The organism is Micrococcus lacusdianchii (assembly GCF_023155805.1).
Taxonomy (GTDB): Bacteria; Actinomycetota; Actinomycetes; order Actinomycetales; family Micrococcaceae; genus Micrococcus; species Micrococcus lacusdianchii.
The window spans coordinates 1-20,525 of the sequence record NZ_JAKNUW010000002.1; the positions used below are offsets into that span (position 1 = coordinate 1).

The following is a 20,525-nucleotide window of genomic DNA, read 5'->3' on the forward strand; positions in this document are numbered from 1 at the left end:
AGCGCCGATGGTACTGCAGCCGGGAGGTTGTGGGAGAGTAGGTCGCCGCCGGACATTCTTTGATATGGGTTGAGGCCCCACACCGTTCTGGTGTGGGGCCTCCCCGCGTTTCCAGGGTGTTCTCTGCGGCCATCGGGGGCCTGGCGGTCTTCGCGCTCCTCACCGTCGCCCGGGCTGACCGCCGTCAATCTCGCGTCGCGCGTCCTGTCGGCTCGTGAGAACCCGGAGGAGCCGTCGTCGGTGGCGGTCGATCCGATCCGCCCAGCGCGTCACGTCTCCGTGGAATGTGCCGGCATGAGCCGGCTTGTCGGCGTCGGGGAGGAGGAGGAAGTCCTCCAATCCGGGGATGACCCGCAGCGTGAGCGTCTCGGACAGCTGCACGGCGTCGGCCGCACGGACGGCGGCGCTGCGGTCCCACGACGGAAGGAGTCCTTCGGTGTACTCGAGGACCGCCCAGAGGAGGTCGAACGTGTCCGGGCGGATGCGGGAGCGCTCGGCCGTCAGCAGCCCGCGGAGGGAGGCGAGACGCTCGTCCAGAGCGGTCATCGGCACTGGGGTGCTCACGGCCGCGCCGGCTGCCTCACCGGACGACGAAGCGGACGGGCGGCGCCGCCATCGGATCAGCATGCGTCTTCTCCTTCGACATCGATCGACCACCATCATGGTGGTCGCACCGCGCCCTCTGGGTCACGCACTGGTGGAGTGGCGCGAAGGGGAGGGGGCTGGTACAGTCATTCCCTGTCGGTCCGCCGCCGTGCGGCCTGACGGGGTGTGGCGCAGCTTGGTAGCGCGCGTCGTTCGGGACGACGAGGCCGCAGGTTCAAATCCTGTCACCCCGACCACAGCACGAAGCCCCCGCTCCACCGAGCGGGGGCTTCGCCATGTCCGGAGTCTCCGGTCCCGGAGTCCTTGGGGTGCGCCGGTCAGGCGGCGTCGACGGCCTGCAGGTGCTCGGGCGTCGGCTCGTCCACCTGGTCGGCGGACACGTCGTCGTGACCCTCGATCCACTTCTTCACGTAGGGGCACACCGGCACGATCCGGTACCCGTCGGCGGTGCTGCGGGTGAGTGCCTCCCGGACGAGCGTCGAGGCCAGGCCGTGGCCCTCGTACTGGTCGTCCACCTCGGTGTGGGGGAAGATGCGCTGACGGGTGCCGTCGGCGGCCTCGTGATCGGTGTAGAGGGTGAAGCCGGCGGGATCGTCGGAACCGTCCACGTAGACGGCGAAGCGGTCGCCGAGGTCCCGGATCTGCGGGTCCTCGAGGGTGGGGGTCGAGTCCGGCATGGGAGTCCTCCTTGGTTCGGCGTGGGAGAGTTCGGACGCGTGAGCCCGTCCGGGTCGACAGGGTCGGCGGTCAGCCGCGGGGCCGCATCGGGACCTTCGACAGCGGGGGTGCGGGGATCGGGTCCTTCGGATCGTGCGGGAGGGCGCCGTACTGGGGAAAGGGGCGGCCGTCGTCGTAGGCGGTGTCCACGAGGGCGTCCAGGACCTCGCCGCCGACCTCGTGGCCCAGCGGCTCACCTGCCGAGCCCTGGAAGCCGCCGGCCTCCACGTGCGCCAGTGGAGAGTCCTCCCCGGGGGCGTCGAAGCCCATCTCCTGCATGTAGGCGGCCCGCCAGGTCTCGATCTCCTCCTGGGAGCGGCCCACGAAGTTCCACCACGCGATGATCTGCTCGCCGAGGGGCTCGCCGCCGATCAGCAGGGCGACCACGGGCTCGTCGCCGGCGCGGACCACCAGCTCCTCGGTGCCGGTGCCCACGTACGCCAGGTGCGAGAACGGGACGTCCACGCCCTGCAGGCTCACGGCGCCCTGGACGGCGAGCAGGCCGTGCTCGTGCCCGGTCGGGACCGTGGTGCGCAGCTCGGCCCCCGGATCCAGGCGCAGCTCCACACCGGTGAGCGGCAGGGCGGTGGGCACGGGCGAGGAGCGACCGAGCAGCTCGCCCAGGAAGACCTTGGCCGACCAGCCCTCGCCGGTCACCGGCTCCGGCCGGTGCGAGTGAAGGTCCGGCTCGGAGAAGCGGCGCTCGTCGGGCAAGGCATACCAGAGCTGAGCGCCGTGCAGGACGGTGGTGTCGTCCGTGGAGTACTCCGTGTGAGTGATCCCGACGCCGGCGTTCATGAGGTTCACCTCGCCCGGGCGGACCAGCGCCCAGTGGCCGGCCGAGTCCACGTGGTCCACACGGCCCTCGAACAGCCAGGACACCGTGGCCAGGCCCGTGTGCGGGTGCCGGGCCACGTCCATGCCGCCGGCGACGGCGACGTCGTGGGGGCCGAAGTGGTCCAGGAAGCACCACGCGCCGATCAGGCTGCGGGCGCGCTGCGGCAGCGTCCGCTTGACGGGCATGGCGCGGGGCCCGCCCAGGGGCACCTCTCGGGGCTCGAGGATCTCGACGGCGCAGCCGTCCCCGTCCTCGACGCGCGCGCCGGAGCTCAGTCCCTCCGTGAAGCGGGCCTCGGGGAGGTCCTCCCGCAGCCCGCCCGCCTCGGACGGCGCGGGCCCCTCCCCGCTGCGGCAGTGCTCGATCTGCGGGTCCTGTTCCGGATTGGACACGGCGACCCCCTTCAGGCGCCCCGACGGCGGACCGGGCGGGGGGACAGGATGGAGATGCGGTTGGTGGCGTTCATGACGATCGCGAGCCACTGCACGCGGCGTACTGCGCGTCCGTGAGGACGTGGTGCGTCGAGGCCTGCACGCAGTGCAGCTGCTCCTGCTCCGGCAGCTCCGTCACGGCCTCGGCCAGCTCGAGGGCGGCGCGCTCGGGCTCGGAGTGGACGTCCGGGGACTCGCGCCAGGCCGCCAGCAGGCCGAGGCGCTGGGGGTCCAGGCCGGCCTCCTCGGCGGCGGTGCGGGCGGCCGTGGCCGGCGCGCCGACGGCCCGCCATGCATCCGGGACGGCCTTGTCCAGGTAGAACGCCAGCGGGTCCTGGCGGTCGGGAGTGGTCATGGGCCAAGGGTGACGAGTGAGCAGGACGATGGCAACCTCTCGCTCGTCCCCGCTCATGCACCGCCCGCTGACGCCGTACGCTCTCGGGTGGGGACGTCGCCGGCGAGGCGCTGTCACGGCCGGCCGTCACCGAGTCGAGGTCGCAAGGCGTGCCGCCTCAGCGAGAACGGGTCCGCCGCGCGTGTCGCGTCAGCGGGAGTGGAGGGCGCGGGCGAGGTCGGCTCCCGCCGTCTCCTGGCCGAACACCGGGCCCCCCGGCTCGAGCGCCGCGGCCGGGTCCAGCGGGGCGTACTCCACCGGCTCGAAGCCCATGGCCGCCACGAGCGCGGCGACGGCGTCGCGTCCCGGCCCCGGCTCGTCCGCCCCGACCCCGAGCGCTCGCCGGGGCTCCTCGGTGCGGCCGGCGCCGTCCAGCTCGTGGTGGGAGATCTCCGAGAACGCCCGCACGACGGGCGCCGTCAGCCCCGCCTGCGCCCATCGCGCGGCGATCCGCACGGTCCCCGGGGTCGGATCGCCGGGGCCGTGCGCGGCGAGCCAGCCCGGCACCGGCTCGTCGCCCCACGTGTTGGTCATGTCCACCACGGCGAGGGTGCGCGGGCCCGCCAGCAGGGACGGGTCCACCTCGTCCAGGTCCTCGCGCGGCACCGCCACCACCGTCAGCTCGGTGCCCGCCGCCAGCTCCTCGACCGGCACGGCCTCCGCCTCGGGCGCGTGGATCACCAGGTGCCGCCGCACCGCCGCCGGAGGGCGCGTCGCCGCCATGACGACGCGCGGCGCCGCGGTCCCCGGGCGCAGGCGCGGGATCCGGGCGATCGCCCGCGCCAGCGCCGTCCCGGCGCGGCCCGCGCCGAGGATCCCCACCGCCTCCGGGAGGCAGTGGGCGGCGGCGGGGACGGCGTCGTCGTGCAGGGAGGGCATGTCCCCATCCCACCACGGGAGTTCACCGGCTCGTCACCGTCGGCTCGTCCGCGCCTGCCACCCTGGGGCCGTCCGTCCCCGCCCGTGCCATCCCAGGAGTCCCCATGCGCCTTCGTCGTCTGTCCGCCGCCGTGGCCGTGACCGCGCTCGCCGTCACCGGCGCCGCGTCCGCCCAGGCCGCCCGCCCCGCCCCTGCCCCGGAGCAGGGTCCCGCCGCCGCGTCCGTGCGGGAGGCCCACGAGGTCCGCGTGGCCACCTACAACGCCTCGCTCAACCGCGCCACCGAGGGTGAGCTCGTCCGTGACCTCTCCACCCCGGACGACGAGCAGGCCCAGGCCATCGCCCAGGTCGTGCAGACCACCCGCCCGGAGATCCTGCTGGTCAACGAGTTCGACTTCGACGCCGCCGGCGAGGGCGCACGCCTGTTCCAGGAGAACTACCTGTCCGTGGGCCAGGGCGGTCAGGACCCGATCCACTACCCGTACCGCTACACCGCCCCCGTGAACACCGGGGTGCCCTCCGGCCTGGACCTGGACCAGAGCGGCACCGTGGGCGGCCCGAACGACGCGTGGGGCTTCGGCCTCTTCCCGGGCCAGTACGGCATGGTGATCTACTCGCAGCACCCGATCCTGGAGGATCAGATCCGCACGTTCCAGGACTTCCGCTGGGCGGACATGCCGGGCAACGTCATGCCCGAGGACTACTACACCCCTGAGCAGGAGGAGCGGCTGCGCCTGTCCTCCAAGTCGCACTGGGACGTGCCGGTCGAGGTGAACGGGAAGACCGTTCACCTCCTGGCCGCGCATCCCACCCCGCCCTCCTTCGACGGCCCGGAGAAGCGCAACCAGCGCCGCAACCACGACGAGATCCGCCTGTGGGCCGACTACATCACCGGTGGCCGCGCCGCTCGGTACATCTATGACGACGCCGGCGTGCACGGCGGCCTGGGCCGCGGCGAGCGCTTCGTGGTCCTCGGCGACTACAACGCGGACCCGGTGGACGGCGACTCGTGGGACGGCGCCGTCGACCTGCTGCTGGAGCACTCCCGCATCCGCGACCCGAAGCCGACCTCGTCCGGAGCGGCCGAGGCGGCCGCGCTGCAGGGTGGGGCCAACCTCCAGCACGAGGGCGACCCCCGCTACGACACCGCCGACTTCAACGACCGCCCCGCCCCCGGCAACCTCCGTGTGGACCTGGCCCTGCCCTCGAAGAACCTGCCGCTGCTGGGCGCCGGCGTGTTCTGGCCGGCCCAGGGCGAGCCGGGCTCCGAGCTCACCGGCTCCTACCCGTTCCCCACCTCGGACCACCGCCTCGTGTGGGTGGACGTGAAGGTCGCCGGGAACCCCCGCCGCTGAGCAGCCCCGGGCACGCCGCGGCCCCGTCCCCCGGTGAGCCGGGAGACGGGGCCGCGGCGCGTCGTCGTCGTGACGGGGATCAGGCGAGCTCGTTGCGCTGACGGCCCAGGCCGGTGATCTCCACCTCCACCACGTCCCCGGCGGTGAGCCAGGGGCGGCGGCCGTCCGCGCCCCTGCGGGCCACCGCCACGCCGGCCGGGGTGCCGGTGAGGATCAGGTCGCCCGGGTTGAGGGTGACCATCTGCGAGGCGTAGGCCACGAGCTCCTCGGGGGAGAAGACCACGTCCTTGAGCTTGGCGCTCTGCCGCTGCTCCCCGTTGACGCGGGTGGTGATGCGGGCGTCCTTGGGCAGCTCGTCCGGGGTGACCAGCCACGGGCCCACCGGTGTGGAGGCCTCCCACACCTTCCCCTGCAGCCACTCCGAGGTGCGGCCCTGGAAGCCGCGCATCGAGACGTCGTTGGCCACCGCGTACCCCGCGATGTGCTCGTGCGCGTCCTCCACCGGGATCCGCCGGCCGGGCTCGCCGATCACGATGCACAGCTCGCCCTCGTAGTCCACGCGGTGGTCCTCCTCCGGGACCTCGATGGGGTCGAGGGCGCCGGTGAGGGACTGGGCGAACTTCGCGAACAGCGTGGGGTGCTCCGGCTTCTCCTGGCCGGTCTCCCTGATGTGGTCCCGGTAGTTCAGGCCGACCGCCATCACCTTGGTGGGGAAGGGGACGAGCGTGTCGTACACCAGACGCGAGGCGTCCAGGAGCAGGTCGTGGTCCTCCTGCGCCCCGCGCAGCGCGGTCTCCACCATCTCGCGCTGCTCGGCGGGCTCGGCCGTGAGCAGCTCGCCCACGTCCCGGCAGTCCGGGATGGCGACGACGCGCACCGCCACCTCGGGGTCCTCGGGGTGGACGGAGGTGATGACGGCGGCGAACGTGGCGCCGGGCGTGTCCGGGTCGGAGTCGGGCTGGCGGAACGTGGCGAGCTTCATGGGGCCATCCCATCACAGCGCGGCCCCACCGGGGACGGCCCGTGAGACGCTGGGGACATGACCGCCGTGCACGAGACCCCCGCCCCGCCGCGCACCGGATCCCCGCTGATCCTCGGGACCATGGGATGGGGTGCCGACCGTGATCGGGCCCGCGGCGCCCTGCGTGCCGGGCTCGACGCCGGAATCACGGTGCTGGACACCGCGGACATCTACGGCGCCGGCGTCTCGGAGGAGACCGTGGGCGCGCTCGTGGCCGAGCTGCCCGCCGCGGCGCGGGAGGCGCTGCGCGTGCAGACCAAGACGGGCATCGTCCTCCACGAGCCCGGCCCCGACGGGCGGCCACGCGTCCGGTACGACAACTCGCCGGCGTACGTGCGTGCCGGCCTCGAGGCCTCCCTCGCGCGCCTCGGGACGGAGTCCGTGGACACGCTGCTCGTCCACCGCCCCGACGTCCTGACCCCCGTGGCGGACACCGTGCGCGCGTTCCTCGACGCCCGCGAGGCCGGCCTGGTGCGCCGGCTCGGGGTGTCCAACATGGGCACGGCACGGGTGCTCGAGTACCAGCGCGCCCTGGCCGGCCTCGCCGCGGACCGCACCGGCCTGGCATGCGTGCAGATGGAGCTGGGCCTGCACCACCGCACCCTCGTGGAGGCCGTGGTCCTGGCCAACCACGACGCCGCCCCCGCCACCGCGGGAGCCGCCGACCTGGGCGCCGTGTGCGCCGCGGAGGGGATCGAGCTGCAGGCGTGGGGGCCGCTCGCCCAGGGCCGGTACACGCGCGGCTCGGACGGCTCCGTGCCCCGGGACCGGGCCGAGCAGGCCGCGCTCGCGGCCGCGGGCGGTCCCGCCGCCGTCGTCGCGGAGGTGGCCCTCGAACTGGAGGTGAGCCGCGAGGCCGTGGTGCTCGCGTGGCTGCTGCGCCTGCCGTGGGGCGTGCGTCCCGTGGTCGGTTCGCAGGACCCGGCGCGGCTGGCGGCGTGCGCGGGCGCCGAGGACGCGGCCGCCCGGATGGACGGCGCCCAGTGGCACCGCTTGTGGACCGCCGCGCGCGGTGAGACGCTTCCCTGACATCCGCACCGTGACGCCCGTCACGGGCCGGCCTGGGGGAGGACGTGGGCATGCCGTACATCCCGGTGGACCTGACGACGCCGTGGCTCGCCTACTGGGGCGCGCTCGTGCTCGTGGTGGTCGGGGGGACGCTCCTGGCCCTCGGGATCGGGCGCGGCCGCCGGCACCGCGCCGAGGCCGCCCGCGCCGGCCGCCACGCGGAGGTGCGCGTCCTCGAGGACGCCCGCCTGCAGCGGCGCCTGGGGGCCGCGGTCCTCGTGGCGGGGCTGGTCGCCGTCGGCGTGGGGGCCTGGCGGCACGTGGAGGGCCTGCACGCGTTCGAGGCCAACGTGCGCACCAAGTACGGGGTGGACCACGTGGAGCGCGTCCGCCAGTCCGGCAGCGGCCTGACCGCGGACCTCGTGCACCCCGACGGCACGGTGGAGCGGGACGTGTACCTGGCTCTCGACCCCACGGGGGAGCCCTTCCACGGGGAGGACCTCGCCCTCGGGACGCCGGGTCCGCGCGGCTGACCGACGGCGGTCGGAGTCCCGCCCACCGGGCCTGCTGCCGCGTCCGGGCCCTCTGTTAGGTTCGCGTCATGACCCGCCGAGACCCCGCCGCCGTGCCCGCCTCCACCTACCGCCTCCAGGTGAACGAGGACCTGCCCCTGGACTCGGTCGCCGCGCTGGTGCCCTACCTGTGGCGCCTGGGCGTGGACTGGCTGTACCTCTCGCCCCTGCTCGCCGCGGAGCCCGGCTCGGACCACGGGTACGACGTGGTGGACCCCACCCGGGTGGACCCCGCACGCGGGGGCCCGGAGGCGCTCGAGCGCCTGGCCCGCACGGCGCACGAGGCGGGCATGCGCCTGCTCGTGGATGTGGTGCCCAACCACCTGGGCGTGGCCACGCCCGCCGCCAACCCGGCCTGGGAGGACCTGCTGCGGCACGGCCGCCAGGCCCGGCACGCAGCCTGGTTCGACGTGGACTGGGAGGCCGGCGGCGGGCGGGTGACGCTGCCCGTCCTGGGCGACGGTCCGGAGGGCGACCCCCGTGGCGCCGACGCCGAGCTGGACCGCCTCGTGGTGGTCCCGGACGAGGACGGGGGCGTCCTGCGGTACTGGGACAGCGCCTACCCCCTCGCCCCCGGATCGCTGGAGGCGGCCGAGGAGGCCACCGGCCTGCGCGCCGCGGAGGTGTTCGCGGACCCGGACCCGGCCGCCGCGCCCACCGCGGACCGTGCCCGCCTGGCCCGGGCCGTCCACGACCGCCAGCACTACCGCCTCATGCACTGGCGCGCCGGCGACGCCGAGCTGGCCTACCGCCGGTTCTTCACCGTGACCACGCTCGCCGGCGTGCGCGTGGAGGACCCCGCGGTCTTCGACGCGGTGCACGCCGAGATCCGCCGCTGGACCGCGGAGGGGCTCGTCCACGGCCTGCGCGTGGACCACCCGGACGGCCTCGCCGATCCCGGCGCCTACGTCCGCCGCCTGCGCGAGGACGTGCTGCCCGAGGGCTACCTCGTGGTGGAGAAGATCCTCGAGCCGGGGGAGGCCCTGCCTCCCGCGTGGCCCGTGGACGGCACCACCGGCTACGACGCGCTCGGCGAGGTCGAGCGCGTCTTCATGACCCCCGCCGCGGCCGGGACCCCCGAGGAGGACGCCGCCCTGCGCGCCGAGTGGGAGCAGCTCGTGGCCCGGGAGAAGGAGGACGTGGCCCTCGGCTCCCTCGCCGCGGAGACCGCGCGGCTCGTGCGCGAGGCACGTGCCGCCGTCGTGCTCGGGGCACACTCGGACGAGGAGCTCACCGCCGCCTTCGCGGCCCTGCTGGCGGCCATGCCCGTCTACCGCACCTACCTGCCCGTGGGGTCGGAGCATCTGGCCGAGGCCCTTGCAGCCGCGTGCGCCGCCGAGCCCGAGCGGACCGAGCTCCTGCAGGACGTGGCGGGAGTGCTGGGGGACCCCGACTCGCCGGTCGCGCGCCGCTTCCAGCAGTCCTCCGGCATGGTGATGGCCAAGGGCGTGGAGGACCGCTCCTTCTACCGGTGGACGCGCTGGTCCAACCTCAACGAGGTGGGCGGGGACCCGTCCCACGTGCACCTGCCGGTCGCAGAGTTCCACGCGCTGCAGCAGTCCCGGCAGGCCGCGTGGCCGCACGCCATGACCACTCTGTCCACGCACGACACGAAGCGCGGCGAGGACGTCCGGGCGCGCATCGCGGTGCTCGCGGAGGAGCCGCGGCGCTGGGAGGCGGAGCTCGCCGAGCTGCGGGCGCTGCACCCGCTGGACGAGCCGGGGCTCGAGCGGCTGGCGTGGGAGTCGATCGTGGGCGTGTGGCCCACCGACGGGACGGCACCGGAGGCGGAGCGCCTCGAGGGGTTCCTCCTCAAGGCCGCCCGCGAGGCCGCCGTGCACACCACGTGGACGGAGCAGGACGCGGCGTTCGAGGACCGGCTGCGCACCCTGGTGCGCGAGGCCGTGGCGGCGGACTCCGCCACCCGGGCCCTCGTGCAGGCCGTGGCGGACCGGATCGCCGAGCCCGGCCTGATCGTGCAGCTGGGCCACAAGCTCGTCCAGCTCACCGCCCCGGGCGTCCCGGACGTCTACCAGGGAACCGAGGTCCCCTTCCCGTCCCTCGTGGATCCGGACAACCGGCGTGCCGTGGACTTCGCGACCCGCGCCGCCCTGCTGGACCGCCTCGACGCCGGCCACGTCCCGGGCTTGGACGCCCCCGCCTCCGCCAAGCTCGCCGTGGTGGCCGCCGCGCTGCGCGCCCGCCGGGACCGCCGGGGACTGTTCACGGGCTACCGACCGCTGGACGTGGACGGCCCCGCCGCTGCGCACGCGATCGCGTTCGACCGGGGCGGGGCGATCACGGTGGCCACCCGTCTGCCCGCCACGCTCGAGGCCGCCGGCGGCTGGCGGGACACCGTGCTGACCGTGCCGCCCGGCCGGTGGCGCTGCACCGTCACAGGTGCCCCGGTGCACGCCGACGAGCGCGGCGCCGTCCGCCTGGACGCGCTGCTCAGCCGCTTGCCCGTCGCCCTGCTGCTGCCCGAGGACGAGGAGACCCGATGACCCCCACCTCCCCCGACGACGCGGCCCCCGGCGGCCTGGACCCGGCCGCCGCCGAGCGCGACGCGGTGGCCGCGGCCCGCGCCACCGACCACGCCGTGTGGGCCCCGCACGCGGAGCGCGTCGATCTGCTCCTCGTGGACACCGCCCCCGGCGTTCTGCACGACGCGGAGGACCGCTGGCCCGTGGCATCCGCCCACGAGCTCACCCGCGGCCCCGGCGGCTGGTGGCTGCCGGACGAGGCGGCACGCGCCGCCGTCGCCGGCCTGCAGGGCGGGGACCCCGGCTACGGCTTCCGCGTGGACGGCGGGATTCCCGTGCCCGACCCGCGCTCGCGCCGCCAGCCGGACACCGTGCACGGCCCCTCCCGCCGGGACGCGCAGGCCGCGGCCTTCGCGTGGACGGACGCCGACTGGACCGGTCCCGCCACGGTGGAGCGGGACCCCGCCGCCCCGCAGGGCGGCGGGATGCGCGGCGCCGTCCTGTACGAGCTGCACGTGGGCACGTTCACCGCCGCCGGGACGCTGGACGCGGCCGTCGAACTCCTGCCGCACCTGACGGACCTCGGCGTCACCCACGTCGAGCTGCTGCCCGTGAACTCCTTCTCCGGGCCCCGCAACTGGGGCTATGACGGCGTCGGCTGGTTCGCGGTGGACGAGTCCTACGGTGGGCCCGAGGCCTACCGCCGCTTCGTGGACGCCGCGCACGCCGCCGGCCTCGGCGTGGTCCAGGACGTGGTCCACAACCACATGGGCCCCTCCGGCAACTACCTCAACGTCCTCGGCCCGTACCTCGTGGACCACGGCACCGGCTGGGGCGACGGGCCCAACCTGGACGGCCCCGACTCGGACGAGGTCCGCGCCCTCCTGCTGGACAACGTCCGGTTCTGGCTCGAGGACATGCACCTGGACGGGCTGCGCCTGGACGCCGTGCACGCCCTGAGCGACACGCGCGCCGTGCACGTCCTCGAGGAGATGGCCGCGCTCGCGGATGGGATCGCCGCCCGCACGGGGCGCCCCGTGCCGCTGATGGCCGAGTGGGACCGCAACGACCCGCGCATCGTGCTCCCGCGCGTGCCCGGCGGGGGCGGGCTGGGCATGGCCGCGGCCTGGGACGACGACGTCCACCACGCCCTCCACGTGGCCGCCACGGGGGAGACCCATGGGTACTACGCGGACTTCGCGCCGCTGGCCGCCGTGGCCAAGACCTTCGAGCACGTCTACCTGCACGACGGCGTCCACTCCACCTTCCGGGGGCGGGACCACGGCCGCCCCGTGCCCCCGGAGGTGCCCTCGCACGCCTTCGTGGCGAGCATCCAGAACCATGACCAGGTGGGCAACCGCGCGGCGGGGGACCGGACGGCCGCCACCCTCACGGAGGGCGCCCTGACCGCGCAGGCGGCGCTCCTGCTGGCCGGCCCGTACACTCCGATGCTCTTCATGGGCGAGGAGTTCGCCGCCACCACGCCGTGGCCCTTCTTCACCGCGCACCGCGAGCCGGAGCTGGGCGAGGCCGTCCGGGAGGGCCGCCGCCGCGAGTTCGGCTCCCACGGCTGGGACGAGTCCCTCGTCCCCGATCCCCAGGACCCGGCCACCCGCGACGCCGCCGTGCTCGACTGGGCCCAGGCCGAGCCCGCCCCGGGGTCAGCCTCCGACGCGCTGGGGCCTGCCGAGGCCCCCGACCGTGCCGCCCCGGGCGGCGCCGGCCGAGGGGCCCGGGTGCTGCAGACCTACCGGGCGCTGCTCGCGGCGCGCCGGGAGCTGCCCGCCCTCACCGAGCCGGACCGCACACGCACACGCACCGCGGTGATGACGGACGCCGCACGCCGACACGTGCACCTCGAGCGTCGCGCCGCGGACGGCTCCGGGGACGTGGCGGTCCTGGCCGCCCTCGGCGCCGAGCCGATGCAGGTCCCCGAGGAGTGGCGGGACGCCCGCCTCGTGGCAGGGCACGGTGACCTCGGCCCCCTCGGCCCCCTCGGCCCCCTCGGCCCCCTCGGCCCCCTCGGCCCCCTCGGCCCCCTCGGCTCCCTCGGCCCCTCCGGGGGGCCGCACGAGCTGCCCGCGGCCGTCCCCGCTCCCGGCTTCGTGCTCCTGCACCGCTTGCCCGCGGCGCGCTGAGCCCTCAGCGGGACGCGGAGTCGGCGTCGTCCGCGCCCCCCGGGGCGGGCACGGCCCGGAGCATCGTGGTGGTGGGGTGCAGGGCGAGGGCGTCCTCGTCCCGGCGTGCGCGCAGCACCGTCTCCACATAGGAGTCCACGGCCTCCTGCAGGGGCACCGCGGCGCCCCGGGCCTCCGAGAGGTACCACCGGTGCTCGAGCAGCTGGTGCATGACCTCAGCGGGCTCCAGCTTCGCGCGCAGCTCGAGCGGCACGGAGCGCACCACGGGATCGAACACCTCGATCACCCAGCGGTGCGCCGCGTGGTCGATGTCCAGGTACGGGTCCCACGCGCGGCGGGCCGCCTCGATGTCCACCAGCAGCCGACGCGCCTGGTTCTCCTGCACGTGCAGCCCCGTGAGCCGCTCCAGCCGGCGCCGGTGGTACCCGGAGCGCACGTCCGTGGGGCTGGCGACCAGCATCCCGGGCGCGTCCGCTCCGCGCAGCGAGTACTCGGCCACCTCGAAGCCCAGCTCCTGGAGACGGCGGAACCGGCGGTCCATCCGCCACGGCTCGTGCCGGGGGAACACGGTGGGCTCGGTGAGCTGCTGCCAGAGCTGACGGTAGGACGCCACGAACAGGTCCGGGGTGGAGACGGGGTCGACGTCCGGGTCGGCGAGGCCGCTGGCCTGCAGGTCCATGAGCTCCCCGCCCACGTTCACGCGGGCCACGTCCAGGTCATGCTCGCGCTGCCCGGCGGACAGGCGCTCGCGCAGCTCACCGGTCTCCGCGTCCACGAGGTGTGCGGCGAACCCGCCGGCGTCCCGCCGGAAGAGGACGTTGGACAGCGAGACGTCCCCCCAGAAGAAGCCCTGCAGGTGCAGCTCCACGAGGAGCATGGCCAGGGCGTCCATGAGGCGCACCAGAGTGCGTCGCTCGAGGCGCTCGGAGAACACCGCGCGGTACGGCAGGGAGAAGCGCAGGTGCCGGGTGACGAGGGCCGCCCGCAGGGGGGAGCCGTCGTCGGCCGTGCGACCCGAGACCACCGCCACGGGCAGCACCGAGGGTGAGGGCAGGTCCTCGAGGCGGCGCAGCAGCCGGTACTCGCGGAACGCGAGGTCCTCCGTGGTCTCCTTCACGGCGACGACGCCGCCGCCCATGTGCGCGAACCGCACCACGTGCCGGGAGATGCCGCGGGGCAGCGCGGCCAGCACGTCGGCCGGCCACTGCTCGAGCGGGGTCTGCCACGGCAGGGCGAGCAGCGAGGTCGCCGGGTCCTCCGTGGCGTCCCCCGAGGGGGCGGCCGTCACGGTCAGCCGGTCGGCGGGGGAGGGGGATGGGGTGGCGTCCTGCGTGTCCATCCGTGCATCCTGGCAGAGACGGGGGCCTCGGCGCCCTGCGGGCGGCCCCGGTGGCCTGGGGAGCGCTTCCGCCCCTCCCAGGATCGGCCGGTAGGCTCGCTCCGGGGCGGGTCCGCCCGTCCCTCCCGCGTGCGCGCGTGCCCCGCGCGCCGCCCCGCACCCGACCCAGGAGGACCAGTGGCCAGCAGGAACACGGCGTCTGCCGCGACCGACGCCCGCACCCGCGCCCGCCAGATGCAGGCGGAGCAGCAGCGCAAGGACCGCCGCAAGCGGACCGCCGTCATCTGGGGCTCCGTGCTCGCGGCGCTCCTGCTGATCGGGCTCGTGGTGGCGCTCGTGACCCGCGCCCAGGGCGACGGCGACATCCCCACCGCCGGCCCGATGCCCGCCGCCGCCAACGAGGAGGGCGGCGTCGTCCTCACCTCGCCCACCGCCCTCGCCGACCCGGGCCTGGGCGAGCGCGAGGTGGACGCGGCCGCGGTGCAGGTGCCCGAGGGTCCCGCCGAGAAGCCCGCTGACAGCGCCCCGGGCACGCAGCCCCGCGCCGAGGGCGGGCCCGCCCACGTGGTGGTCTACGCGGACTTCAACTGCGTGCACTGCGCTGCGTTCGAGCAGGAGAACGCCGCGCTGCTGGAGGGCTGGCTGGCCGACGGCAAGGCCACCGTCGAGTACCGGATCGTGGACTTCCTGAGCGCGCCGAACAACCAGAACTTCTCCGCCCGCGCCGCGAACGCGGCCTACTGCGTGGCCGAGCAGGCGCCCGAGCAGTACGACCCGTTCGTGACGGACGTCTTCGGCGCGTACGAGGGCCACGGTGGCAAGGGCCTGTCCGACGACGAGCTCGCCCAGCGCGCCGAGGCCCTCGGCGCGGACGTGTCCGACTGCATGGAGCAGGACACCTACCGCCCCGCGGTCGCCTACACCACCCAGAAGGCTAAGGCCGCCCCGATCCAGGGCACGCCCACCGTGTACGTGGACGGCCAGTGGTGGTCCGGGGAGCAGGCCTTCCAGGAGTGGGCCAGCCCGATCGTCGAGGGCTGACCCCGCCCTCCTTGTACCCTGGAGGGGCGCCGCCGGACTCGGCGGCGCCCCTTCCGCCTCCTTAGCTCAGCTGGCCAGAGCAGCTGCCTTGTAAACAGCAGGTCGCCGGTTCGAATCCGGCAGGGGGCTCCACATCGGACGGCCCCGGGGCGCTCTCGCCCCGGGGCCGTCGTCGTGGAGGCGTCCACCGTGGACGCCCTCACTGCTGTGTCCGGGCTGGGCGGGAGGCCTCCGTCTGCCCGATGGTGCCGTACGCGCCCGGCACCATCGGATGGAGTGCGGGCGACCATCGGACAGAGTTCCCCCGGGGAGGGTTCCTCGACCGGATCGTGACCGTACTGTGATGCCACCGCCGAGCCCCCGGGGACCTCCCGGGCCGGTCACGACCGGCGGGCCTGTCACACCGAGGAGACACGATGCCGTCCACCACCTCCCTCCGCGCCCGCCGCCGCGCCGGCGCCCTGCTGTGCGCCGCAGTCCTCGCCGGCGGCACGCTCGCCGCCACGCCCGCCACCGCCGCTCCCGAGTCGAACGACGGGGCCGGGACCGCAGCCGTCGCCCCGGCGCCGAACCACGGCATGGCCGCGTCCTCGGCCGACCCCAACGCGGACGGCTACGACTCGTTCATCGTCACCTACAAGGAGACCTCCGCGAACAGCACCGGCAAGGGCCGTGCGAACGCGTGGGGCAAGGCCGCCAAGGAGGCCGGCGTCTCGGTGAAGGAGCTGCGCGAGACCGCGCTCGGCTCCCACGTGATCTCCACCGGCAAGAAGCTCACCCAGGACGAGTCCGCGGCGTTCATGGCAGACCTGCGCGCCTCCGGCGCCGTCGACGCCGTCGAGCCGAACGCCATCATGACCGCGGCCGCGCTGTCCCCGGTGGACGCCCTCTACTCCCAGCAGTGGGGCTTCACGGGCGTCAACGGCATGCGCGTGCCCGGTGCCTGGGATGCGACCACCGGCGCCGGCGTCCTCGTCGGCGTGATCGACACCGGTCAGACCGACCACTCCGACCTGAACGCCAACACGGTCCCCGGGTACGACTTCATCTCGAGCTCCACGGTCTCCCGCGACGGCGGCGGCCGCGACGCGAACCCGCGGGACGAAGGCGACTGGTTCCTCGCCGGGGAGTGCGGCCAGCCCCAGGGCTCCGACTCCTCGTGGCACGGCACCCATGTGGCGGGCACCGTCGCGGCCGTGGCCAACACGCAGGGCGTCGTCGGCGTCGCCCCGAACGCCAAGGTCCAGCACGCCCGCGTGCTCGGCAAGTGCGGCGGCTCGCTGGCCGACATCGCGGACGCGATCGTCTGGTCCGCCGGCGGGTCCGTGCCCGGCGTGCCGGCCAACCCGACTCCGGTGGACGTCATCAACATGTCCCTGGGCGGTTCCGGCACGTGCGGCACCACCTACCAGAACGCCATCAACGCGGCCGTGGGCCGCGGCGTCCCCGTGGTGGTGGCCGCCGGCAACGAGAACCGTGACGCCTCCCTGGCCCGTCCGGCCAACTGCCAGAACACGATCACCGTGGCGGCCTCGGACGCGAACGGCAACCGCTCCTCCTTCTCCAACTACGGTGCGTCCGTGGACGTCACCGCCCCGGGCTCGGCGATCGTCTCCACGATCGACACGGGCACCACCACCCCGGTCGGCGAGGGCTACGCGAAGTACAACGGCACCTCGATGGCCACTCCGCACGTGGCGGGCACCGTGGCCCTGATGCTGGCGAAGAACTCCTCCCTGAGCCCGGCCCAGGTGGAGTCCACGCTCAAGACCAACGCCCGTCCGCTGCCGGGCGTGTGCTCCGGTGGCTGCGGCGCCGGCCTGGTGGACGCCACGAAGACCCTGAACGCCCTGGGCGGCGGCGTGACCCCGACCCCCACGCCGACCCCGACGCCGTCCACCGTCCTGGTGAACGGCGGCTTCGAGTCCGGTGCCACCGGCTGGACCGGCACCCCGTCCGACTTCGTCGTGACGGACTCCGCGGCCGCCAAGTCCGGCTCCCGCTACGGCGTCCTCAACGGCTACGGCCGCCGCAACACCGGCACGATCGACCAGCGGGTGACCGTGCCCGCCTCGGGCGCCTCGCTGACCTACAGCGTGCAGGTCGGCACGGACGAGACCACCTCCTTCTCTCAGTACGACACCCTGTCCGTGCAGGTGGTGGACGGCTACTCCGGCACCTCCACCCTGAAGTCACACTCCAACCTGGACCGCGGTCCGTACACCACCCACACGGTCGACCTGTCCCGCTTCGCCGGGAAGACCGTGACCCTGCGCTTCAAGGGCACCGAGGACGACTCGGCCGCCACGGTGTTCCGGATCGACGACGTCTCCGTCATCGCGCGCTGACCATCGTCGCCGGACCGCGATGGATCCGGGCCGCCGTCCCCTCGCGGGGGCGGCGGCCCGACTGCGTCGGCTCCCCCGTGGTCGAGAGAACCCCAGTCGGACCCGGGCGCCGGATTTGCCCGGTGGGGGAGGGTCCGATACAGTTCAGCGAGTCGTCCGGGCCCTCCACAGCCGGGGCGGACCCCGGATCTTTAGCTCAGTTGGTTAGAGCGTTCGCTTCACACGCGAGAGGTCGCTGGTTCGAGTCCAGTAAGATCCACCGCCGCAAGGGCCCTCCTCCGGGAGGGCCCTTGCGCATGTCCGGGAGAGCGGGGAGCGCCTGCCCGGTGAGGCACGAGGCAAGGACACGGTGAGCAGCGTGGACCCACAGACCCCCCGAGACCGTCCCGACGCGCCCGCGGCGGAGCCCGCCCCGCAGGCGGGTCCCCTCCCGGTGCTGCGCCCTGCCGCCGTCCCCTCCGCCCCGCCGGAGGCCGTCGAGGAGACGGCCGACGTGGCCGCGTCCCCGACCCGTGACGAGGGCCCCGAAGAGGTCCTGCCGCCGGTCCTCGCCCCCGCCACCGCGGCGCTGCCCGCCACGCCGGGCTGCGGGCATCCCGCCGGCGCGACCCCGTCCGCGGTGCGGCCGGACGAGGACCCCGACGACGCCGGCCCGTCGCCCGCCCCGGCCCCGGGCCCTGCGGCCGACGCGCCCCTGACCGCGCCGCCGCTGTCCGAGGTCGTGCCCACGTCCGTCCTGGCCCCCGCGGAGGGCGTGGCCCCCACCGCCGAGCAAGCTGCGGAGACGATCCCGGACCTCGTGGTGCCAGAGCCGCTGCTGCCCCACGGGCCCGAAGAGCCGCGGGGGCGCCGTCGTCGCCGCCGGGGGCGGGACCACCACCGGGCGGTGTTCGAGGAGACCCTGCCCACGCAGGCCCTCGTGATGGTGGACCGCCTGCAGGCCTCCCCGTACGGGCGACGCATGCGCTCGACCCTGAGCCGACGGCGGGAGCAGGACGAGCAGGCCCTCGAGGCGCGCACCACCCTGGACTTCGCCCTCAAGCTGGGGGAGACCATGTTCGGGTTCGGGGCGACCTCGCTGGACGTGGAGACCTCGATCATCGTGGTGACGCAGGCCTACGGGATCCACGAGACGGAGGTGGACCTGACCAACCAGGCCATCTCCCTGAACTACGCACCCGACTCGAGCCGCGGCGAGGTGCCCTACACGCTCCAGCGCGTGGTGCGCTCCTACTCCACGAACTACGAGGGGCTCGTGGCGGTGCACCGCCTCGTGGAGGAGATCTCCGACGGGACGGTCGAGCGCGCCGAGGCCCAGCGCCGGCTCGTGGAGATCCGCCGCCGGCCCAAGCCGTACCCGCCGGCCCTGGAGATCCTCATGGCGGGCGTGTTCGTGGCCTGCTTCGTCCCTTTCATCGGCGGCACCTGGCAGGGCGCCCTGCTGGGGATGGCCTCCACGTGGTTCGTGTTCTGGCTGCACACACGGACCATGGCGTTCCTGCCGGAGATCTACTCCGTGATGATCGGCTCGTCGGTGGCCACGGCGGTCGCGTTCGGCGCGTACGCCCTCGAGGTGCCGATCAACCCCGCGCTGATGGTGGCCGGGGGCATCATGATGCTCCTGCCCACGTCCAGGTTCGTCACGGCCGTGCTGGACGCCATCAACGGCTTCCCGGTGACGGCCGCCGGTCGATTCATCTCCACGATGCTCGTCTTCGTGGGCATCATGGCGGGCATCATGGTGGCCGTCGCGGCGGCGGAACTCGCCGGCTTCCCGCGTCTCGACCTGGCCGCGCAGGCCTCCGCCTCCCACCCCGCGCCGCTGCTGCTCGCCCTGGTGCTCGTGGCCACTGCAGCGGACGCCGTCGTCGAGCGATCGGGGTGGCGGACCCTGCTGGCCTCCTGCGGAGTGACCGGCGCGGCGTTCTGCGCCCACACCCTGATCGCGGACCTGGGCGTGGGGCCCACCCTCCAGCCGGCGACCGCGGCCGCCGTCGTCGGGTTCCTGGGGAGGATCGTGGCCCTGCGCGTGGGTGCCCCGCCGATCGTGGTGCTGGTGCCCAGCATCCTGTTCCTGCTCCCGGGCTTCGCGATCTTCCGCGGCCTGTACGAGTTCACCGTGGAGACCACGTCCCCGGTGGCCGGCGTGGCCGGGATCGTCAGCGCGCTCGTGGTGGTGGTGGGCATCGGTGCGGGCGCGGTGTTCGGGGACACCCTCGCCCGGCCCGTGACGGCGCGCCTGGTCGAGCGCCGGAGCGTCGGCCCGGAGGGGCGTCAGCGCTGAACTGGCCCGGCCCTGCCCGGCTCAGTCGGGGATGCGCCAGTCCACGGGCTCGGCGCCGGCGGCCTCGAGCAGGGCGTTGACCCGACTGAACGGGCGCGAGCCGAAGAACCCGCGGCTCGCGCTCAACGGGGAGGGGTGCGGGGACTCGACGACGCCGGCCCCGCCCTCGCGCAGCAGCGGCGCCATGCGCCGCGCGTCGCTGCCCCAGAGCAGGCCGACCAGCGGGGTGCCGCGGGACACGAGGGCCCGCACGGCGGCCTCGGTGACCTCCTCCCACCCGATGCCGCGGTGGCTGCCGCTCGCCCCCGCCCGGACGGTCAGGACGCGGTTCAGCAGCAGGACGCCCTGCCCGGTCCACGCGGTGAGGTCTCCGTGTGCGGCCGGTGGGATGCCGAGGTCGTCGTGCAGCTCGCGGTAGATGTTCGAGAGGGAGCGGGGCAGGGGGCGGACGTGGCGGTCGCACGCGAAGCACATGCCGATCGGGTGTCCCGGCGTGGGGTACGGGTCCTGGCCCAGGACCAGCACCCGAACATCCTCGAACGGCTGCCGGAAGGCCCGCAGCACGTGCTCGGGCGCGGGAAGGACCTGCTCCCCGGCCGCGCGGCGCGCGATCAGCTCCGCCCCGATCCGCTCAAGGGAGCCGGAGGAGTCGGCCAGTGCCGTGGCCCAGCCCGGGTCCAGGGGTGCGATCAGGTCCATGCGCCCGAGCGTAGTGGGCGGCCGCCCGCGCCTGCGCAGTAGAGTGGCCGTCATGCTTCCGTCCGCCGTCCCCGACCCCGGTCAGGGACGCGCCGCCGGACTCACGGACCTCGAGCGGGCGGTCCTGGACCTGGAGTCGCTGACCTGGCGCCACGCCGGGGCCAAGGAGCACGAGATCCGCGAACGCCTCGGCGTCAGCCCGACCGCCTACTATCAGATGTTGAACGGACTGCTGGACCGGGAGGCCGCACTGGCCTACCGCCCGCTGCTCGTGACCCGGCTGCTGCGCTCGCGCGGCACCCGCAGCCGGGCCCGGCGCGGCCCGGCACCGGACCCGCCCGCCTCACCCCCGTCCCCGCAGGAGTACTAGAC

17 protein-coding genes and 3 tRNA genes are annotated in these 20,525 nt (G+C 74.8%); 12 read left to right on the forward strand and 8 right to left on the reverse strand.

Annotated elements, in window-relative coordinates:
- Nucleotides 1–159 precede the first annotated feature (159 nt).
- Nucleotides 160–564: a hypothetical protein gene (locus tag MA879_RS01345; protein ID WP_248122674.1), complete on the reverse strand. Its 405-nt coding sequence runs from the start codon at nucleotides 562–564 to the stop codon at nucleotides 160–162.
- 201 nt (nucleotides 565–765) lie between these two features.
- Between MA879_RS01345 and MA879_RS01350 the strand changes: the two genes are divergently transcribed.
- Nucleotides 766–842: transfer RNA gene (locus MA879_RS01350), tRNA-Pro, on the forward strand.
- Nucleotides 843–923: 81 nt separating this feature from the next.
- Here MA879_RS01350 and MA879_RS01355 read toward each other — a convergent pair.
- From MA879_RS01355 to MA879_RS01370, 4 genes are all read right to left on the reverse strand, one after another.
- Nucleotides 924–1,283: a GNAT family N-acetyltransferase gene (locus MA879_RS01355; RefSeq protein ID WP_248122676.1), complete on the reverse strand. Its 360-nt coding sequence runs from the start codon at nucleotides 1,281–1,283 to the stop codon at nucleotides 924–926.
- A 70-nt stretch (nucleotides 1,284–1,353) separates the two neighbouring features.
- Nucleotides 1,354–2,553, reverse strand: a complete 1,200-nt coding sequence (locus tag MA879_RS01360; protein ID WP_248122678.1) for a pirin family protein — start codon at nucleotides 2,551–2,553, stop codon at nucleotides 1,354–1,356.
- A gap of 70 nt (nucleotides 2,554–2,623) precedes the next feature.
- Nucleotides 2,624–2,947 carry a carboxymuconolactone decarboxylase family protein gene (locus MA879_RS01365; RefSeq protein WP_248122680.1) on the reverse strand — a complete coding sequence of 108 codons (324 nt, stop codon included), beginning with the start codon at nucleotides 2,945–2,947 and terminating at the stop codon, nucleotides 2,624–2,626.
- Nucleotides 2,948–3,136: 189 nt separating this feature from the next.
- Nucleotides 3,137–3,865, reverse strand: coding sequence for an NADPH-dependent F420 reductase (locus MA879_RS01370; protein ID WP_248122682.1), 729 nt, complete (start codon nucleotides 3,863–3,865; stop codon nucleotides 3,137–3,139).
- 104 nt (nucleotides 3,866–3,969) lie between these two features.
- On the opposite strand from MA879_RS01370, the gene MA879_RS01375 reads away from it, so the two are divergent.
- The gene (locus MA879_RS01375) at nucleotides 3,970–5,220 is read left to right on the forward strand and encodes an endonuclease/exonuclease/phosphatase family protein (protein WP_248122684.1); all 1,251 of its coding nucleotides are present in this window, start codon (nucleotides 3,970–3,972) and stop codon (nucleotides 5,218–5,220) included.
- A 79-nt stretch (nucleotides 5,221–5,299) separates the two neighbouring features.
- On the opposite strand, the gene MA879_RS01380 is transcribed toward MA879_RS01375, so the two are convergent.
- Nucleotides 5,300–6,202, reverse strand: a complete 903-nt coding sequence (locus MA879_RS01380; protein WP_248122686.1) for a fumarylacetoacetate hydrolase family protein — start codon at nucleotides 6,200–6,202, stop codon at nucleotides 5,300–5,302.
- Nucleotides 6,203–6,259: 57 nt separating this feature from the next.
- Between MA879_RS01380 and MA879_RS01385 the strand changes: the two genes are divergently transcribed.
- The 4 genes from MA879_RS01385 to treZ all read left to right on the forward strand — a co-directional run bounded on the left by MA879_RS01385 (nucleotide 6,260) and on the right by treZ (nucleotide 12,442).
- Nucleotides 6,260–7,270, forward strand: a complete 1,011-nt coding sequence (locus tag MA879_RS01385) for an aldo/keto reductase (RefSeq protein ID WP_248122688.1) — start codon at nucleotides 6,260–6,262, stop codon at nucleotides 7,268–7,270.
- Nucleotides 7,271–7,320: 50 nt separating this feature from the next.
- Entirely contained in the window at nucleotides 7,321–7,782 is a 462-nt protein-coding gene (locus tag MA879_RS01390; protein ID WP_135029968.1) for a hypothetical protein, read from the forward strand.
- Nucleotides 7,783–7,850: 68 nt separating this feature from the next.
- A complete protein-coding gene (gene treY, locus MA879_RS01395; RefSeq protein WP_248122690.1) occupies nucleotides 7,851–10,325 on the forward strand; it encodes a malto-oligosyltrehalose synthase in 2,475 nt (824 codons plus the stop codon).
- Nucleotides 10,322–12,442, forward strand: a complete 2,121-nt coding sequence (gene treZ / locus MA879_RS01400; protein WP_248122692.1) for a malto-oligosyltrehalose trehalohydrolase — start codon at nucleotides 10,322–10,324, stop codon at nucleotides 12,440–12,442. The genes treY and treZ overlap by 4 nt, the downstream gene beginning before the upstream one ends.
- Nucleotides 12,443–12,446: 4 nt before the next feature.
- Here the strand turns inward: treZ and MA879_RS01405 are convergent, their stop codons facing one another.
- Nucleotides 12,447–13,781 (reverse strand): DUF4032 domain-containing protein, encoded by a 1,335-nt coding sequence (locus MA879_RS01405; RefSeq protein WP_248122694.1) that lies wholly within the window; start codon nucleotides 13,779–13,781, stop codon nucleotides 12,447–12,449.
- A gap of 177 nt (nucleotides 13,782–13,958) precedes the next feature.
- On the opposite strand from MA879_RS01405, the gene MA879_RS01410 reads away from it, so the two are divergent.
- From MA879_RS01410 to MA879_RS01430, 5 genes are all read left to right on the forward strand, one after another.
- Nucleotides 13,959–14,822: a DsbA family protein gene (locus MA879_RS01410; protein WP_248122696.1), complete on the forward strand. Its 864-nt coding sequence runs from the start codon at nucleotides 13,959–13,961 to the stop codon at nucleotides 14,820–14,822.
- A gap of 55 nt (nucleotides 14,823–14,877) precedes the next feature.
- Nucleotides 14,878–14,954, forward strand: a tRNA-Thr gene (locus MA879_RS01415).
- 284 nt (nucleotides 14,955–15,238) lie between these two features.
- On the forward strand, nucleotides 15,239–17,170 hold the full coding sequence (locus tag MA879_RS01420; RefSeq protein ID WP_248122698.1) for a S8 family serine peptidase: 1,932 nt from the start codon (nucleotides 15,239–15,241) through the stop codon (nucleotides 17,168–17,170).
- A gap of 185 nt (nucleotides 17,171–17,355) precedes the next feature.
- Nucleotides 17,356–17,429, forward strand: a tRNA-Val gene (locus tag MA879_RS01425).
- A 99-nt stretch (nucleotides 17,430–17,528) separates the two neighbouring features.
- A complete protein-coding gene (locus tag MA879_RS01430) occupies nucleotides 17,529–19,454 on the forward strand; it encodes a threonine/serine exporter family protein (RefSeq protein WP_248122700.1) in 1,926 nt (641 codons plus the stop codon).
- 21 nt (nucleotides 19,455–19,475) lie between these two features.
- On the opposite strand, the gene MA879_RS01435 is transcribed toward MA879_RS01430, so the two are convergent.
- Nucleotides 19,476–20,153 (reverse strand): uracil-DNA glycosylase, encoded by a 678-nt coding sequence (locus MA879_RS01435; protein WP_248122702.1) that lies wholly within the window; start codon nucleotides 20,151–20,153, stop codon nucleotides 19,476–19,478.
- On the opposite strand from MA879_RS01435, the gene MA879_RS01440 reads away from it, so the two are divergent.
- Nucleotides 20,152–20,523 (forward strand): DUF3263 domain-containing protein, encoded by a 372-nt coding sequence (locus tag MA879_RS01440; RefSeq protein WP_248122705.1) that lies wholly within the window; start codon nucleotides 20,152–20,154, stop codon nucleotides 20,521–20,523. The two genes, MA879_RS01435 and MA879_RS01440, sit on opposite strands and share 2 nt — an antisense overlap.
- Nucleotides 20,524–20,525: the final 2 nt, after the last annotated feature.